This is a genomic window from Micromonospora sp. NPDC048040, assembly GCF_055587185.1.
Genome location: NZ_JBVJGT010000064.1, coordinates 1 through 16,324, shown reverse-complemented (window position 1 = coordinate 16,324; position 16,324 = coordinate 1). Strand labels below are relative to the sequence as shown.

Annotated in this window: 16 protein-coding genes; 8 read left to right on the top strand and 8 right to left on the bottom strand. The window is 72.3% G+C overall.

What is annotated here, in order from left to right:
• Nucleotides 1-9 precede the first annotated feature (9 nt).
• A complete protein-coding gene (locus tag ACZ6O2_RS32020; protein ID WP_466025553.1) occupies nt 10-705 on the top strand; it encodes a hypothetical protein in 696 nt (231 codons plus the stop codon).
• 120 nt (nt 706-825) lie between these two features.
• Here ACZ6O2_RS32020 and ACZ6O2_RS32015 read toward each other — a convergent pair whose 3' ends face one another.
• Entirely contained in the window at nt 826-1,554 is a 729-nt protein-coding gene (locus tag ACZ6O2_RS32015; protein WP_466025552.1) for a DUF981 domain-containing protein, read from the bottom strand.
• Nucleotides 1,555-1,841: 287 nt separating this feature from the next.
• Between ACZ6O2_RS32015 and ACZ6O2_RS32010 the strand changes: the two genes are divergently transcribed.
• The 4 genes from ACZ6O2_RS32010 (at nt 1,842) to ACZ6O2_RS31995 (ending at nt 7,808) form a co-directional block, all read left to right on the top strand.
• Nucleotides 1,842-5,180, top strand: a complete 3,339-nt coding sequence (locus ACZ6O2_RS32010) for an ATP-binding protein (RefSeq protein ID WP_466025551.1) — start codon at nt 1,842-1,844, stop codon at nt 5,178-5,180.
• A gap of 874 nt (nt 5,181-6,054) precedes the next feature.
• Nucleotides 6,055-6,627, top strand: coding sequence for a hypothetical protein (locus ACZ6O2_RS32005; RefSeq protein ID WP_466025550.1), 573 nt, complete (start codon nt 6,055-6,057; stop codon nt 6,625-6,627).
• Nucleotides 6,605-7,429: a hypothetical protein gene (locus ACZ6O2_RS32000; protein ID WP_466025549.1), complete on the top strand. Its 825-nt coding sequence runs from the start codon at nt 6,605-6,607 to the stop codon at nt 7,427-7,429. Before ACZ6O2_RS32005 ends, ACZ6O2_RS32000 begins: the two co-directional genes overlap by 23 nt.
• Nucleotides 7,430-7,505: 76 nt before the next feature.
• Nucleotides 7,506-7,808: a hypothetical protein gene (locus ACZ6O2_RS31995; RefSeq protein WP_466025548.1), complete on the top strand. Its 303-nt coding sequence runs from the start codon at nt 7,506-7,508 to the stop codon at nt 7,806-7,808.
• A gap of 61 nt (nt 7,809-7,869) precedes the next feature.
• Here ACZ6O2_RS31995 and ACZ6O2_RS31990 read toward each other — a convergent pair whose 3' ends face one another.
• Genes ACZ6O2_RS31990 through ACZ6O2_RS31980 form a run of 3 tightly spaced genes read right to left on the bottom strand, consistent with a single transcriptional unit; the run spans nt 7,870 to nt 10,317 of the window.
• Nucleotides 7,870-8,727: an ABC transporter permease gene (locus ACZ6O2_RS31990; RefSeq protein ID WP_466025547.1), complete on the bottom strand. Its 858-nt coding sequence runs from the start codon at nt 8,725-8,727 to the stop codon at nt 7,870-7,872.
• The gene (locus tag ACZ6O2_RS31985) at nt 8,724-9,737 is read right to left on the bottom strand and encodes an ATP-binding cassette domain-containing protein (RefSeq protein ID WP_466025546.1); all 1,014 of its coding nucleotides are present in this window, start codon (nt 9,735-9,737) and stop codon (nt 8,724-8,726) included. Before ACZ6O2_RS31985 ends, ACZ6O2_RS31990 begins: the two co-directional genes overlap by 4 nt.
• Before the next feature lie 25 nt (nt 9,738-9,762).
• Nucleotides 9,763-10,317 carry an NADPH-dependent FMN reductase gene (locus ACZ6O2_RS31980; RefSeq protein ID WP_466025545.1) on the bottom strand — a complete coding sequence of 185 codons (555 nt, stop codon included), beginning with the start codon at nt 10,315-10,317 and terminating at the stop codon, nt 9,763-9,765.
• 211 nt (nt 10,318-10,528) lie between these two features.
• Between ACZ6O2_RS31980 and ACZ6O2_RS31975 the strand changes: the two genes are divergently transcribed.
• Entirely contained in the window at nt 10,529-11,029 is a 501-nt protein-coding gene (locus ACZ6O2_RS31975; protein WP_466025544.1) for a GNAT family N-acetyltransferase, read from the top strand.
• Nucleotides 11,030-11,074: 45 nt separating this feature from the next.
• Here the strand turns inward: ACZ6O2_RS31975 and ACZ6O2_RS31970 are convergent, their stop codons facing one another.
• The 4 genes from ACZ6O2_RS31970 to ACZ6O2_RS31955 all read right to left on the bottom strand — a co-directional run bounded on the left by ACZ6O2_RS31970 (nt 11,075) and on the right by ACZ6O2_RS31955 (nt 14,092).
• Nucleotides 11,075-11,374, bottom strand: a complete 300-nt coding sequence (locus ACZ6O2_RS31970) for a hypothetical protein (protein ID WP_466025543.1) — start codon at nt 11,372-11,374, stop codon at nt 11,075-11,077.
• 15 nt (nt 11,375-11,389) lie between these two features.
• The gene (locus tag ACZ6O2_RS31965; RefSeq protein ID WP_466025542.1) at nt 11,390-12,091 is read right to left on the bottom strand and encodes a hypothetical protein; all 702 of its coding nucleotides are present in this window, start codon (nt 12,089-12,091) and stop codon (nt 11,390-11,392) included.
• A gap of 78 nt (nt 12,092-12,169) precedes the next feature.
• Nucleotides 12,170-13,021 carry an aldo/keto reductase gene (locus ACZ6O2_RS31960; protein ID WP_466025541.1) on the bottom strand — a complete coding sequence of 284 codons (852 nt, stop codon included), beginning with the start codon at nt 13,019-13,021 and terminating at the stop codon, nt 12,170-12,172.
• Nucleotides 13,022-13,135: 114 nt separating this feature from the next.
• The gene (locus ACZ6O2_RS31955; protein WP_466025540.1) at nt 13,136-14,092 is read right to left on the bottom strand and encodes a LysR family transcriptional regulator; all 957 of its coding nucleotides are present in this window, start codon (nt 14,090-14,092) and stop codon (nt 13,136-13,138) included.
• A gap of 52 nt (nt 14,093-14,144) precedes the next feature.
• Between ACZ6O2_RS31955 and ACZ6O2_RS31950 the strand changes: the two genes are divergently transcribed.
• Entirely contained in the window at nt 14,145-15,053 is a 909-nt protein-coding gene (locus ACZ6O2_RS31950) for a serine hydrolase (RefSeq protein WP_466025539.1), read from the top strand.
• Nucleotides 15,054-15,206: 153 nt separating this feature from the next.
• Nucleotides 15,207-16,196, top strand: a complete 990-nt coding sequence (locus ACZ6O2_RS31945; RefSeq protein ID WP_466025538.1) for an MBL fold metallo-hydrolase — start codon at nt 15,207-15,209, stop codon at nt 16,194-16,196.
• Nucleotides 16,197-16,324 lie beyond the last annotated feature (128 nt).

Below are 16,324 nucleotides of genomic sequence, written 5' to 3'. Positions count from 1 at the left end.
GTCACTGCGGTGACGAGGATTAGGCTGCGCCGTGCCGGTCGGCTGGGTTTCGTGCTCTTCGCCCTCGTGGCGTTCGGGCTGTTCACGCTGCCCTGGTTCCGCGGCGACGGCGGAGACGTGATCATCGGTCTTGACCTGGGCTACGTCGAGTCCGAGTTGCCCGGCACCCCGAGCCCGTTGACGCAGTACTTCCTGGAGATGGCGCCGCTGCCGGCGTACCTCGGGCTGTTGCTCGCGTTCACCGTGGCGGTGCAGCGGCGCAGGGCGCGGACCGTCGCGGTGGTGGTCGTCGTGTCGGCCGCCGTGCTGACCGTGGCGGCGGCGGCCGGGCTGCTCACCAGCGTGGAGGACTACTGGGAGCCTGCCGAGGTGAGTCGCTACCGCCTGTTCGCGCTGGTGACCGCCGCGCTGGCGGCGCTCCTGCTGGCCGCCGCGGTTGCGCTGGCGGTCGGGTTGCGCCAGGTGTACCACGGGGTCGTGGTGGCGCTGCTGCTCGCCTTCACCGCCTTCCACCTGGTCAACGTCGCGATCCTCGCCGGGCAGGGGGTGGGCGAGACGATGACCGTGGCGGCGTGGCTGCCGGCACCGGCGTACCTGCTGGCGGCGGGCTGCGTGGTCCTCGCCGCGACCGGCGTGGCGGTGGCCGAGCGGTCGGAGTCGGCCGCCGCCCCCGCGTCGTTCCCTCAGCCGACGGCACGCGCGTAGCTGAGCAGCAGTGCGCCGCCGCTGGTCGACCGGTTGCCGGCCAGGGTGAACGACCGCAGCGCACCCGCCCGGGCCGGCGCCCTGGCGCCGGTAACGGCCTGGCCCGTCGGCTCACCCGCCTCACATCGTGTTGACGATCAGCCCGATGTGGGTGAAGTAGTTCAATGCTCCGAAGAGAGTGAAGATGGCGCCGGCGATCGCCCACACCACGCCGATGATCCCCAGCAGCACGCGGTTCAGTTTGAGCAGGGCGAACGGGGCGAGGACCGAGCCGATCCCCACCAGGACGTACAGGCCGGAGATGAAGGCGGCCTCGACCTCCGGGTACTCCGCGAACTCCCCCGAGATCGGCTCCTGCGGCGGCGCCGCGAAGAGCGTGTACGTCCAGCCGGCTGCCGCGATGCCGAAACAGGCCAGGCCGAGCGCGAACACGAAGATCGAGATCGGCCACAGCAGTCGGCGCGCCTGTTCCGTCCGGAGGCCGCCGTTCTCCAGCGACGCCTCGGCGAAGATCTCACCCCGCCGCCACAGGATGATTGCCGCGCCGAGCATCAGCACCCCGAAGCCCAGGGACGGCTCACCGAAGATGATGTTGTCGAAGGCGAAACCCCCGGGTGCCAGCGGCCAGGTCAGCGTCATGTGCAGGCCCGTGAGGGTGAGGATCGTACCCAGGATCGCGAAGGCGATCGCCCACCCTTCGGTGGCGAGCGGTCTGTCCTTCATCATCTGCCAACCGAGGGCCACGACCAGCAGCAGGCCGACCCCCGCGGCGAGCGCCATGATCGTGTTGTAGGTGGGCATCTGCGCCCAGTCGATCTTCAAGTCCTCCTGGGCGACTATCTCGAACATGGCGTCTCCCTCCGTTCGCCGCTCTCGGCGCAGGTCGGCACGACCGCACGACAAAAGCGGGCGCCACGGCGACTTCCCCTGATCGCGCCGCGGAAACGCCACGCCGGAGCCGCCGGGGGCCTGCCGGTGGTACGCCGAACGGGGCCGGGTGGCCCGCGCCGCCTGCTCCCACGTGGTACCGGTGCCCGGCTGACCGGGCGCGGGCCGACGAAGCCCGCCGCCAGACGATCCGCTCGCCGGGTCGGAGGCGGCGGGATGTCCGACGGTTCCGCTACGGTCGGGGCGTCATGGAGCCGCGGTTCGGCGAGGTCGTCATCGGGCGGGAGCACCCCGCGGGCCTGCTGCGCGCCGAGGTCGACCGGGCGGCCGCCAGCCACGGCGGCCTCGTCCTGGTCGCCGGCGAGCCCGGCATCGGCAAGACCACGCTGGTCACCGCCGCCGCGAGGGAGGCCCGCCAGCACGGCGCCCTGGTGCTCGGCGCGGCCTGCTGGGATTCCGACAGCGCGCCCGGCTACTGGCCGTGGGTGCAGGTGCTGCGCGCGCTGCGCCGCTCGCCCGACGACTGGGCGGTGGCGCGGGAGGCCGCCGAGCCGGGCCTGGCCGCCCTGCTCGGCGAGACGACCGGCGCGGCGGCCGACCGGGCCATCCGCGAGACGATCCGCGAGGCGATCGGCGGGCCGGCCGGCGGCAGCGGGGACGACCAGGCCGACCGGGAGGAATTCGACCTCTACGACGCGGTGACCACCGCGCTCGTCGCGGTCTCCCAGCGCCGGCCGGTCATGGTCGTCCTCGACGACCTGCACTGGGCCGACCCGGCCTCGATGCGGCTGCTCCAGTTCGCCGCCCAGCACACCTGGTTCGAACGGCTGCTGCTGGTCGGCACCTACCGCGACGCCGAGGTGGAGGCCGCCGACCACCCGCTGCGCCCGCTGCTGATGCCCCTCGTGGCCAAGGCGACCAGCATCACCCTCACCGGCCTGTCCCGCGACGAGGTCGGCGCGCTGATGGCCCGCACCGCCGGCCGCGAGCCGGACGTCGACCTCGTCGACGAGGTGCACCGGCGCACCGGCGGCAACCCGTTCTTCGTGGAGCAGACCGCCCGGCTGTGGCGCGCCGACGGCCAGGTGAGCACGATCGCGCCCGGCGTACGGGAGGCGGTGCGGCGGCGGCTCGCCCAACTGCCCGCGCCGGTGACCGACCTGCTCACCGTCGCCGCCGTGCTGGGCCGCGAGTTCCACCGCCAGGTCCTCGCGGCCACCGCGGGCGCCCCGGCGGCGCAGGTCGACCGCCTCCTCGACCGCGCGGTGACCGCCCGGCTCGTGCTGGCCCGCAACGGCGGTCGCTTCGCCTTCGCCCACGACCTGGTCCGGGAGACCCTCTACGACGGGCTCGCCGACGGCGACCGGCGGGCCCGGCACGCCGCCGTGGTCCGGGCGGTCGACGGGTCGGCGGCGCTCGCCGAGCGGCTGATCCCGGCCGACCTGGCCCGCCACGCCCACCTCGCCGGCGACGCGCTCGCACCGGCCCGAGCGACCGAACTGCTGGTGGCCGCCGCCCGGGACGCGAGTGGCCGGCTGGCCGTGGACGAGTCGATCGTCCACTTCCGCAGGGCGCTGGAGGTCGCCGACGACCCGACCCGGCGAGTGAAGATCATGGTCGAGCTGGGCCAGCTGCTGCACCACTGCGGCGACAGCGCCGAGGCCAGACACCTCGTCGCCGAGGCCGCCACGCTGGCCCTGACGGTCGACGACCCGGTGGTGCTGGCCCGCGTCGCCCTGACCGTCCACCGGCACCGCCACCAGTCCGGCTCCGCGCGCACGCCGGACGCGGACGGCCTGTTGCGGGAGGCGTACCGGCGGCTGATCGGCGAGCCGGCGGCCACCCTCGCGGCCGGCACACTCGTCACCGACCTGATCACCGCCACCGAGTCGCTCGCCCGGCGCGGCCGGGACGACGAGGCGCTCACCTTCAGCCTGTGGGCCCGGCACGACACCACCTGGGGGCTCGGCACGGCCATCGACCGGGCCGCGATCACCGCCGAGATCCGCGAGGTGGCGCGGCGGACCGGCGACCGGGAGACCCAGCTCTGGGCGACCTCGCTGCGCTGGGTGGCGCTGCTGGAACTCGGCGATCCGCGATACCACGACGAACTCACCACGTTCGTCACCGGAGCACGCGAGGGCGACGCCCGGCACCGGATCGGCGCGACCATCGACGACGGCATCATCGCCGGGTTCCGGGGCGACTTCACCCGCGCCGGCGAGCTGCTCGCCGAGCTGGACGAGCTGTCCGAGTGGGACCACTCCGAGAGCGCCTTCATGGGCCATCACCTGCGCTGGTCGTGGCTGCTGCTCCAAGGCCGGCACGACGAGGCCGACGCCCTGCTCGACGGGCTGGACCCCGGCGACCACCCCTACCTACAGGTCGTCCGGGCCATCACCGCGGCCGAGCGCGGCGACGGCGCGACGGCACTGCGACTGACCGCCGGGATCGAGGCCGACGGCACCACGTACAGCCGGATGGTGGCGCCGCTGTGGCTGCGGCTGCGCGCCCAGGTCGCCGCCGCCACCCGTGACCCCGACCGCTGCGCCGAGGCCCGGCAGGCCCTGCGGCCGCACCGCGGGCAGTGGATGACGGCGCTGTTCGGCTGCGACGTCAGCGGCCCGGTCGACCACTGGCTCGCCGCCGTCGACGCGGCGGAGCAGCGCTGGGACGACGCGGTGGCCGGGTTCGCCGCGGCCCGCGACGCCGCCGACCGGATGGGCGCCCGCCCCTGGTCGGTGCTGGCCCGCGCCGCGCTGGCGGACGCGCTGGCCGGGCGTGACCGTCCCGGCGACGCGACCGCCGCCACCGCGCTGCGCGCCGCCGCCGCCCGGGACGCCGCCACGCTCGGCATGCGCCAGGTGGCCGGCGGCACGACCGCCGCGCCCACACCGGCCATCCCTTCGGCCTGGCGGCAGCACGTGGCCGTCCTTCCGGATGGGCGACACCACGCTGCCGCCGCGTCCGCGCCGGCTGCTCCCGTGCCACAGGGCCGGCCCCCGTCCGCAGGGCCCGTCGTGGGGCAGCCGCCGGTCGAGGCGTACGAGTTCCGCCGCGACGGCCCGGTCTGGCAGCTCGCCTACGCGGGCACGGTCGTGCACCTGCCCGACGCGAAGGGCCTGCACGACCTGCACCTGCTGCTGGCCCGGCCCGGCGTTGACGTCGCGGCGGTCGAGCTGCTCGACCCGGCGGCCGGGCCGGAACTCGTCGCCGCCCGCCGGATGGGCGGCGACCCGGTCCTCGACGACGAGGCGAAGGCACGCTACCGCCGGCATCTGGAGCGGCTGGACGCCGAGATCGACCGCGCCGCCGGGCGCGGCGACGAGGCGAAGGTGGCCGCCCTCGACGCCGAACGGGCGGCCCTGCTCGCCGAGCTGCGGGCCGCCGCCGGGCTGGCCGGCCGCAGCCGCCGCCTCGGCGACGAGGCCGAGCGCGCCCGCAAGACGGTGACCGCCCGCATCCGGGACGTGCTGCGCAAGCTCGACGACCGGCACCCGGCGCTCGCCACCCACCTGCGCAACACCGTCTCCACCGGCGGCACCTGCCGCTACCTCCCGCCCGAGCCGCCGCCCTGGCGCCTCTAGTTCGCATCGAGGGGGTCAGGGGTTCAAATCCCCTCAGCTCCACCCAGTCCGTTTCCCGTCGCGGGAGACGGCCTTTTTGGATCTTGTACAGCGGTGAAGTACAGCAGTCATGCGAGTTGGGCCGCCCAGGACGAGGTGGCCAGAGGCGGCTGCGAGGTGTGCGCTCAACCGCGACTCTCTCCAGGTGGAGTCGCGTCTTCCTAGCGTTTCGTCTCTGGATCTCGCCTGGTCAGGGAGGCAGCGCGCCGGGTTTCGACGCGATGGTCGACCTTGCCGGGTTCTGGATATAGGATGTTTCCGTTCGGAACGGAACTAGCTAATTACCCGAACCCAGTGATGGGGGTGAGGCGTGCAATCCTCACGCAAAGCTTCCTTTGATGCGCCGCCGGAGCGCGAGGTCGATGTCCTCCGCCGCGCCGTGGCGCTCGTGGAGGATCGCCTGCCGCCTGGATGGTCGATCCGCCTTGTTGGTCAAGAGGTGGACCGCCGGATCGACGGTGTAGCCGAGTTAACCGCTCCTGATGGGACGCAAGCGGTCTTCTTCATTGAGGCAAAGCGCTCAGTCGTCACGAGCGATCTTGCCGCGGCCCTTGACCAACTTCGCTCCTACAGTCTGCCTCACGTCGCTCGTCCGGCGCCTATGCTCGCCGCGCGATACATCGGGTCTTCCGCTCGCGCATGGCTAGAAGAACGCAGGGTTTCCTACGTCGACGCTACTGGGAACATGCACATCTTGCTTGAACGTCCAGCGATATACCTGCGTGACAGGGGCGCTGATCGAGATCCCTGGCGGGGGCCAGGCAGGCCGCGCGGAACCTTGCAGGGGTCTCCAGCAGCCCGTGTTGTGCGTGCCTTGGTCGATATCGCTGAGCCCATGACCGTTCCGGACTTGATACGCCTGTCTGGGGCGTCGACAGGTGCGACGTACCGAGTGGTTGAGTTCCTTGAGCGCGAAGCGCTTGTTAGCCGTGATCGACGCGGCCCGATAGTGGACGTCGAGTGGCGTCGAATCCTAGAGCGATGGAGCGAGGATTACGGTTTTCAGCGCAGCAACACTGTCACCTCTTACTTGAGTCCGCGAGGTCTGCCGGCGTTGCAGGAAAGCCTGCGGGGAGCCCAAGGATTGCGCTACGCATTAACTGGTTCTCTGGCGGCCCATCGCTTAGCGCCCTATGCTCCTGCCAAACTAGCGATGGTTTATGTAGACGACGTAGACCAAGCCGCCGAAAAACTCAAGCTGCGCGCCGTTGATACCGGCGCAAACGTACTTGTCGCTCATGGCAGATATGACGTCGTATTCGATCGACTGGTGCAGGATGACGGTCTATTTTATGTGGCTCCGAGCCAAGCTGCTGTCGATCTATTAACAGGTCCTGGGCGGACTCCTGCTGAGGGGCAAGAACTCCTTGATTGGATGGAGAAGCATGAGCGGGCTTGGCGACGCTGACCTACTGGTAGCCGCACGCAGCGCGTTACTGGATGCACTGGAAGCCCTCCGCGAGCATGCCGATGCTGTGGTCGTAGTGGGAGCGCAAGCCATATATCTGCACACGGGGGCCGCGCCGATCGCCTTAGCAGAGGCGACCAAGGATTGTGACCTTGCGCTCGACGCACGTGCGCTCCCGCAGGAGCCGTTGCTGGAGGAGGCCATGCGCGCAGCCGGCTTTCATCTCGATGTTCAAGCGCACCAGCCTGGAGCGTGGCTGAACCCCAAAGGCATTCCCGTTGACCTGATGGTTCCGGAAGCGCTTGCTGGTGGATCAAGTCGCCGCGCAGCGAAAATCCCACCTCACTCCAAAAGTGCTGCGAGGAGAGCGGTCGGATTGGAGGCTGCGGTCGTCGACCATGATGCGGTTGAAATACATGCGCTCGCTCCGGGGGACAACCGGGTCTATGTGGCCAATGTTGCAGGCCCTGCCGCTTTGCTCGTGGCCAAGTTGCACAAGATCGGCGAGCGGCAGGAAACGCCTATGCGCCTTGTGGACAAGGACGCGCACGATATCTACCGTCTGCTCGTAGCCGTGCCAACCGAGCAGCTTGCTGTCAAGCTACGGGAGCTGCGGGCTGATGATCTAGCTGGACAAGTTACTGACCAAGCCCTGGGATTTGCTGCGAAACTATTCGCGGCAGGCCCCGATGCGCTCGGATCGGTAATGGCGGGAAGAGCTGAGGAAGGTATCGGAGATCCCCCCGTCGTTTCGGCCGCTGCTTCTGCTTTGGCTGAGGATTTGCTGGCTTCGGTCGGCTGACTACGGACAGGGACCGAGCCGCCCACCAAGTCGCTTCAAGGCGGCTTGGGTCGCCTCCGAGGTGGCTTCGCTGTAGATGACCATTCAGTACGACGACGACCCCGCCCGCGCAATCGCACTGCTCGCCCGCGGCGACGCGCCCTTCCAACCGGCGGCCAGCGGGTTCATCGACTGGAAGGCGCCGCTGCCGGTGCGGCTGCGGCTGCCGGACGGGCAGGGTGTCCTGGTCGCCGCCGAGGGCGCGGCGCTGAGCTACCGGGTCGGCGCCGGGCGGTGGCAGGATGCCGGGAGTGGTGCGGCGCTGCTACCCGCCGACGCCACCGAGGTACGGGTCACCGCTGCCGGCGGCACGGCCATCACGGTCCGGGTCAACTCGTAGCCGGCGACCGAATCGACGACGGGCACCACCACGGCCGTGGCGGTGCCCGTCGTCGCCGGGATCAGCGGCGGTTGTAGCGGTACATCGTCAGGACGCCGAAGACCACCAGGAACCCGGCGCTCCACACCAGCGTCCACATCGTGCTCGACGCGTCGGGCGTATCCGACATCACGCCCCGCACCGACGCCACCAGCTGGGTGATCGGGTTGACCTTCACGAACGCCTGCAACCAGCCCGGCATGGTGGCCGGCTCGACGAAGACGTTGCTCAGGAAGGTCAGCGGGAACAGCACCATCATGCTGACCCCCATCACCGACTTCTCGCTGCGCAGCACCAGGCCGAAGAACGTCCAGACCCAGGAGAACGCGAACGAGAAGACCACCAGCAGGCCGATGCCGCCCAGCACGCCGAGCAGCCCGCCGTCGGGGCGGAAGCCCAGCACCAGCCCGACGCCGAGGATGACCACGGCGGCCAGCACGTACCGCAGCACGTCGCCGAAGATCATGCCGACCAGCGCGGCGGGCCGCCACACCGGCAGCGTCCGGAACCGGTCGAAGACGCCCTTCTCGATGTCGGTGTTCAGGCCCACCCCGGTGTACATGGTGATCATCACGACGCTGGTCACCATGATGCCGGGCAGGAAGAACTGCAGGTAGTCCCGAGGGCTGTCGGCGAGGGCGCCGCCGAACAGGTACGTGAACATCAGCACCATGATGATCGGGAACGCCGTCACGTCGAACAGCTGCTCCGGCACGTGCTTGATCTTCAACATGGCCCGCCAGCCGAACGTCAGCGACGCCGACAGCGGGCTCGGGCGGGACGGCCGGGTGCCGGGCGCGAGGACGGTCGCCAGCGCATCCGCCGACGGTACGTAGACCGACGGGGCCGGCCCGGTCGTGGTGGTGGCGTTGCTGCTCATCGGGCTGCCTCCAGCTGCTCGTCCCGCTCGTCGGCGCCGACCGCGGCGTGGTCGGTCAGGGCCAGGAAGACCTCGTCCAGGCTCGGCTGGCCGAGGGAGAAGTTGTCGACGACGATGCCGGCGCGGGCCAGGTCGCCGAGGACCCGCGCGGCCTGCTCGCTGGCGTCGAGGTCGCCGCCCTCGCCGCCGACCCGGGCGGTCAGCGCCACCGGGTCGGGCTCGAGCTGCACCGGCACGCCGAGCACCGCGTGCAGCAGCCGTTCCGCCTCGGGCCGCTGGTGCGCGTCCCGCAGTCGCAGGTGGACGGTGCCGGAACCGACCGAGGACTTCAGCTCGCCCGGGGTGCCCTCCGCGATCACCCGGCCGTGGTCCACCACCGCGATCCGGCCGGCCAACTGGTCGGCCTCGTCCAGGTACTGCGTGGTCAGCAGCACCGTGGTGCCGTGCGCCACCACGGCCCGGACGATCTCCCACACCTGGTTGCGGCTGCGCGGGTCCAGCCCCGTCGTCGGCTCGTCGAGGAACAGCAGGTCCGGGGTGTTGAGGATGCTCGCGGCGATGTCGATGCGCCGCCGCATGCCGCCGGAGTACTTCTTGACCTGCCGGTCGGCCGCCTCGGTCAGCCCGAACGCGGCGAGCAGCCCGTCCGCCCGCTGCCGCGCGGCCGGCTTGCCGTGCCCGAGCAACCGACCGAGCAGGATCAGGTTCTCCAGCCCGGTCAGGTCCTCGTCCACCGAGGCGTACTGGCCGGTGAGGCTGACCCGGGCCCGGACGGCGTCGGCCTCGTGGACGACGTCGTGGCCGAACACCCGCGCCCGCCCGCCGTCGGGGCGCAGCAGCGTGGCCAGTACCCGTACCGCCGTGGTCTTGCCGGCGCCGTTCGGGCCGAGCACCCCGTAGACGGTGCCGGCGGGCACCGCGAGGTCCAGGCCGTCCAGCGCCCGGGTGTCCCCGAACGAGCGGGTCAGCCCCTCGGCCTCGATGGCCAGGCCGGTGCTGCGTCTATTCATGATCCCTACCTTCCTTCGCGAACTGTCAGGAGACGTAAGGGCGAGCGGCGCGGCCGTCACGCAGGGCCAGGCCCCACCAGCAGAGCTGGTCGAGCAGCACGCGGGCGGCCCGGCGCAACTGGTCGGTGGCCAGCGGCGTCGGCTCGCCGCAGAGCAGGTCCACGCCGACGATGTCACGCATCGTGACGGCGTGCAGGGCGGTGAAGACCGTCCGGAGCTGGTCGACGGCGTGCAGGCCGACAGAACCGCAGCCGTACGACACGAAACCGACCGGCTTCGCCTGCCACTCGTCGTACGCGTAGTCGATCGCCTGTTTCAACGACGCGGGGAAGCTGTGGTTGTACTCCGGGGTGACCACGACGAACGCCTCCGCCCGGCCCACCTGCCCGGCGAACGCGCGCATCGCCGGGGTCGGCTCCGCCGGGTAGCCGGCGGGGAAGTCGTAGTCGACGAGGTCGACCACGGTGACCGCCAGCCCGTCGTGTGCGTCCGCCCGGTCGACGAACCAGCGGGCTACCCGGTCGCCCACCCGTCCCTCCCGGGTGCTGCCGATGATCACGGCCAGTCGCAGTGGGTCCACGCTTCCTCCTCCCGGCCGCTCCGGTCCCACCCGTCAGGCGCGAGACGGCGGCCGGCGGCCCGCCAGATCGGATCTAGCGGGCCTCGCGAGGCGCAGCCGCGTCCGGGCCCCAGGTAGCCGCGGTCTGCCGGTCCGACCCGCTCGGGCCGGTCGGAACCGCGGTTCGTCGGTGGTGGCTGTTTGACTGCATCGGCGGAGAAGAGGGGGCACGATGACCGACGTGCGCATCGAGCCGTGGAGCGAGGGCGACCTCGACCTGCTGCGGCAGCTCAACGCACCGGAGATCCGGGCGCACACCGGCGGGCCGGAGACCGACGAGCAGGTGCTCGCCCGGCACGGGCGCTACGTGCGCTTCGGCGACACCGGTCAGGGCTGCATGTATGCCGTGGTGCTGCCCGACGGGGCCAGGGTGGGCAGCGTCGGCTACTGGGCGCGGGACTGGCGCGACCAGCGGGTCTACGAGCTGGGCTGGGCGATCCTGCCCGGGCACCAGGGCCGGGGGCTGGCGACGGCAGCGGTGCGCGCGGCGGTGGCGGTGGCCCGCGCCCGGCGGACCCACCGCTTCGCGCACGCCTACCCGTCGGTCGACAATGCCCTGTCCAACGCGGTCTGCCGTAAGGCGGGTTTCACGCTGCTCGGCGAGACCGAGTTCGAGTACCCGCGCGGGCACCTCATGCGTTCCAACGACTGGCGCCTCGACCTGACCGCATAGCCCGGGCGGCCCGACGGATCGTCACGCGATTTTCGGCGGCACCGCTCAACCTTGCGGCCCGGCCCGTCGTCCTTGGTGGCGACGGAAGGAGAGCCATATGCACACAGGCATCCGGCCGGCCGGGAACCGTTCGTGCACCTGCACGGCCACCTCGTTGGCTGACGTCGCCTCGGCCGCCGCCAACTGCTCGTCGAACACGGCGTCGGGCGGGCCCAGCGGCGGCTTCGGGGTGAGCAGGTCCGGCGTGTAGCCGAGCCGGCCGGGCGGCATGACCAGTTGCGCGACCAGGGCCACGTCGAGGTGCCGCAGCGCGGCCCACCGTACCGCCGGCCGGCCCGGCCGCACGCTCGCGGCGGAGGCTCAGGCGGCCTTCTCCAGCGCGGTGGTCGCCAGCGGGGCCACCTTGGCGAGCAGCGCGGCGCCGGCGGCCAGGTCACCGTCGGCCGCCGAGACGTCCACCTGGACCACGAAGTTGCCCCGGGCCAGCAACAGCGTGCACTGGTGGCGCGTGGCCTGGCCGATCAGCTTCTCGCAGAACGTCACGACGTCCGGGCCGTTCGGCGCCGGCGGGGGCGACGGCTGCACGATCACCGACGTGCGGCCGTCGTCCGGCACCTCGTACTTCTCGCACGTCTTCAGGACGGCCCGCAGTTCGTCGGCGAGCTTGCGGCCGGGCACCTTGAGGTAGCCGACCACGTACTGCCGGATCCACACGGTCTCGCCGTCCCAGATCCGCTCCCGGTGGGCGGTGCGCCTGCGGTCCGAGGGCAGGGCGTCCCGGCACAGCGAGATCAGCTTCCACGCGTCGCTGTTCTCCTCGGTGTGCTCCGCCGTCTCCGGGTGGAACTCCGTGCCCAGCGTCAGCATCGCCGCCGTGACCCGGCTGCGTACCTCGGTGGTGGAGGTCGGGGCGGGGCGCGGCGGCGACGCGGTCGGCGAGGCCGACGACGCCGGCGTCGGCGCGGACCAGCGGGGGGTGTCGGCGGCCCGGCCGGGGGCGCATGCGGCGGACCCGGCCAGGGCCAGCAACGAGAACAGGACCAGAGGAGTGCGGCGCATCATCGCGGCGGCGCTGTCCTTTCGTACGGTGGGAGAGGGCCGTCCGGCCCCCTTCTACCTGCGCCGTCTCGCCGTGTCGTGTTACGCCGGTAGGTAGTCGAAGGTGTCCGGATGCCCGCCCTGGCGGCCGGCCTCGCCCCGGTCCAGCCCGGTGATCCGCTCCATCGCCGCGTCGTCCAGCTCGAAGTCGAAGATGCGGACGTTCTCCTCGATCCGCTCCGGGGTGGTCGACTTCGGGAAGACGATGTCGCCGCGCTGCACGTGCCAGCGCAGCACCACCTGGGCCGGAGTCCGGCCGACTAGGTCGGCGACGTCGATCACCGTCGGGTCGCTCAGCACCTTGCCCTGCGCGATGGGCGACCACGCCTCGGTGAGGATGTTGTGCCGGTGGCCGTACGCGCGTACCTCCTCGTTGCCGAAGTACGGGTGGACCTCGACCTGGTTGACCGCCGGCACCACGTCCGCCTCGGCGGCCAGCCGCTCCAGGTGCGGCACCTGGAAGTTCGACACCCCGATCGAGCGGGCCCGGCCGTCGCGCTGGAACTCCTCCAGCGTCTTCCATGTCGAGACGAAGTCGCCGTCGTAGAGGGTGGGCAGCGGCCAGTGGATCAGGAACAGGTCGATGTGGTCCATCTTCAGCGCGGCCAGCGTCGACTCGAACGCCTGGCGGGCGTCGTCGGGCCGGTGGAAGGCGTTGCTCAACTTGCTGGTCACGAAGACCTCGTCGCGGTCCAGCCCTGACTCGCGGACCGCCTGGCCCACCTCCGCCTCGTTGCCGTACATCTCGGCGGTGTCGATGTGCCGGTAGCCGGCCTCCAGGGCCTTGCGGACCGCGGCGACGGTGTCCTTCGGGTCGATCTGGAACACCCCGAAGCCGAGCTGCGGGATGGTGTTGCCGTCGTTCAGGGAGATGATGGGGATCGCGTTCGCCATCGGGGCTCCTTCGCCGGTCGTCACGAAGCCGGGTACGCGGAACCGCTTCCACGCCCGGCGGGCCATCCCCTGGCGTACCCCTGAACCGAGGTGTTCCAACCGGTGATCCCGGCCTCAGGTCGGCTCGTCGAAGAGCACCGGCCAGGGCCGGGGCGCCGGCACGGGCGGCGGCGCCGGGGGTGCGGACCCGTCGGCCAGCACCTCCGCCGCGAGCTGCCCGAACATCGGCGCGGCCGGGTGCGCGGACCGGCGCGGCCAGGCCGCCGACGTGCGCTTGACCAGCGGCGACCCGGCGATCGGCCGCCAGGCGATCCGGGGTTCCCGGCGGGCCGTCGCCGCGGGCTCGACGGCGACCCCGCCGCCGGCCAGCACCAGCCCGAAGAGGAACTCGGGGTTGCGCGCCGGGCGGACCCGCGCCGGCGCGAAGCCGTGCCGGCGGCAGACGTCGAGCAGGTGGTCGTGCCAGCCGGGCGCGGTGGCCCGGGGCGCGGTGACCAGGTCCAGGCCGGCCAGCGCCGCCAGCTCCACCTCCCGTCCCCGGGCCAGCGGCGACGCCCGCGGCAGCAGCACCCCCAGCGGTACGTCGACGGCGGCGCCGAGGCGCAGCCCCTCGTCGGTGACGGGGTGGTGGAGCAGGCCCACGTCCAGCCGCCCCTCGGCCAGCATCCGCTCCTGCTCGCCGCTGGTCAGCTCGTGCAGGTCCACGTCGAGCCCGGGCGCCCGGTCGGCCAGCCGGTCGAGCAGCTCGCGCAGGGTCACCGCGGGAGTCTCCGGGGGCACCCCCGCCCGGAGCACCCCGGACACCCCCTCGCGCACCTGGCGCATCAGGTTGCGCAGCCGGCCCTCCCCGGCGAGCAGCTCCTCGGCCTCGCCGAGCAGCAGCTGACCGGCGGTGGTCAGGCGCACCTGGCGGCGGGACCGGTCGAACAGCTCGACCGCCAGCTCCCGCTCCAGGCGCTGCACCGACTGGCTCAGCGGCGGCTGGGCCATGCCGAGCAGCTCGGCGGCCCGGCCGAAGTGCAGCTCGCGGGCGACCACCACGAAGTGCCGCAGGTGCCGGAGCAGGTCCACGGCCGGACCCTACGCCAGTGCCCCGACGTGGGCGGCGGCTACCGTGCGTAGCGTGGTGACGGAGCGGATCGCGGAGATCTTCGAACGGGTCGGGATCACCGGCAGCCTGCACGTGGTCGACCTCGACGCGGCCGACGACGGCGCGGGGCAGCCCGGCGGCCGGCGGGAGGTGGCGATCCGGGCCGACGAGCAGGTGGTGATCGCCTCGATCTTCAAGATCCTGCTGGTGCTGGAGTTCGCGCGGCAGGTCGTCGCCGGCCAGCTCGACCCGCAGGAACGGGTGCTGGTCACCGCCGCCGACCGGCTCGGCGGGTGGGGGATCGCCGGCTGCGCCGACGACGCCGAGGTGTCGCTGCGGGACCTGGCCTACTTCGCCATGTCGGTCAGCGACAACACCGCCGCCGACCTGCTGCTGCGCCGGGTCGGCGCGGACGTGCTGCCGATGCTCGCCGCCGAGCTGGGGCTGCCGCGCACCCGGATCGTCGGCGGCCCCCGGCACCTGGTGGAGATGATGCTCGCCGACGTCGGCGCGCGCACCGAGGCGGACTTCGCCCGGATCTTCCCCACCCTGCCCGCCGAGCGGGTCCGCGCGATGCGGGTGTTCGACCCCGCGCACACCACGTCGAGCACCGCCCGCGAGATCACCCGGCTGCTCGGCCTGGTCTGGCGGGACGAGGCCGGCCCGCCCGGGGCCTGCGCGATGGTTCGGGGCTGGATGGCCCGGCAGCTCTTCTGGACCCGGCTGGCCGCCGGCTTCCCGCCCGGGGTGCGGGTGGCCGGCAAGACCGGCAGCCTGCCGGGGCTGCACCTGGAGGCCGGCGTGGCCGAGTACCCCGACGGCGGCCGGTATGCGATCGCCGTCTTCGCCCGCGCCGCCCACCTCGCCACCCGCCGCATCGACGTCGACCTGGCGATGGGCGAGGCGGCCCGCACCGCCGTCGAGGCGCTGCGCGCCCGCTGATTTCCGGCCGGAACGAGCCGCGTCGGGCCTCGCTGAGCTGGTCCGATATGCCGGCGGGTATCGGCCGTTCCGGCCGTGGATCTTGGACCGGGCGGGGGACGTGCTGATTGGCTCGGCACCGACCGATCAGCACCACGACGGGGAGAGTTCCGCATGCCCAACCTCGACCGCCGCCGCTTCCTCCGCGACGCCGCCGCCAGCACCGCGCTGGTCTCCGCCGGCGGGCTCGCCGGCGCCGCCCTGGCCGGCCCGGCGCAGGCCGCGCCGCCGGCCACCGCCCCGGTCGCCGCCGCACCGGCCGGCCCCCGCCGCGGCCCGGTCAGCTTCCGCTGGTGGGGTACGACGGCCTGGCGCATCGACATCGGCGACCGCACCGTCCTGGTCGACCCCTTCCTCAGCCGCATCGACACCGGGCTGTTCAAGGGCGCCTTCGACACGGCCGCGCCGCTGAAGGTCCGCACCGACGTGGTGGACTCCCTCGTGGACCGGGCCGAGACGGTGCTCGTCACGCACACCCACTGGGACCACTACATGGACGTGCCGCACATCGCCGGCCGCACCGGCGCCCGGGTCGTCGGCACGCTGACCGCCTACCACCTCGGGCTGGCGTACGGGCTGCCGTCGGGGAAGCTCAGCCCGGTCCGGGGCGGGGAGGTGCTGGACTTCGGCGCCTACACCGTGGAGGTGATCAGCTCGCTGCACAGCCGCAACGCGTCGTACTCGATGGCGTTCCCCGGCGTACGGGTCAGCCAGCCGGCGCAGCCGGCCACCATCGCGGACCTGCCGGAGGGGGACACGCTGGCGTACCAGGTGCGGGTGGCCGACGGACCGTCGGTGTTCTTCATGGGGGCGAGCGACTTCGTCGCGCGGAACCTGACCGGCCTCGCCCCCGACGTGGCCATGGTGGCGCTGCCGAGCACCACCGCCACCGCCGACTACGTCGAGCGGCTGCTCGACGCGCTGGACCGGCCGAAGGTCGTGGTGCCGGTGCACTTCGACAACTTCGAGACGGAGCTGCGCAACCCGGTGACCGTGGAGCCGAAGGACCGGGAGCGGCTCGACGGGCTGATCGCGGCGGTGCGGCGGGTCTCCCCGCGCAGCCGGGTGGTCGTGCCCGAGTACCACACCGCGTACCACTTCTGAGGGGACGGTGGGGGGGGGGGGGGGGGGGGGGGGGGGAAAAAAAAAAACCCCCCCCCCCCCCCCCGCGCGACCCCCCCCGCCCCGAAGTATTCCTTCCCCGCCCGAAAAGTAACAACAAGGAAGTTTTC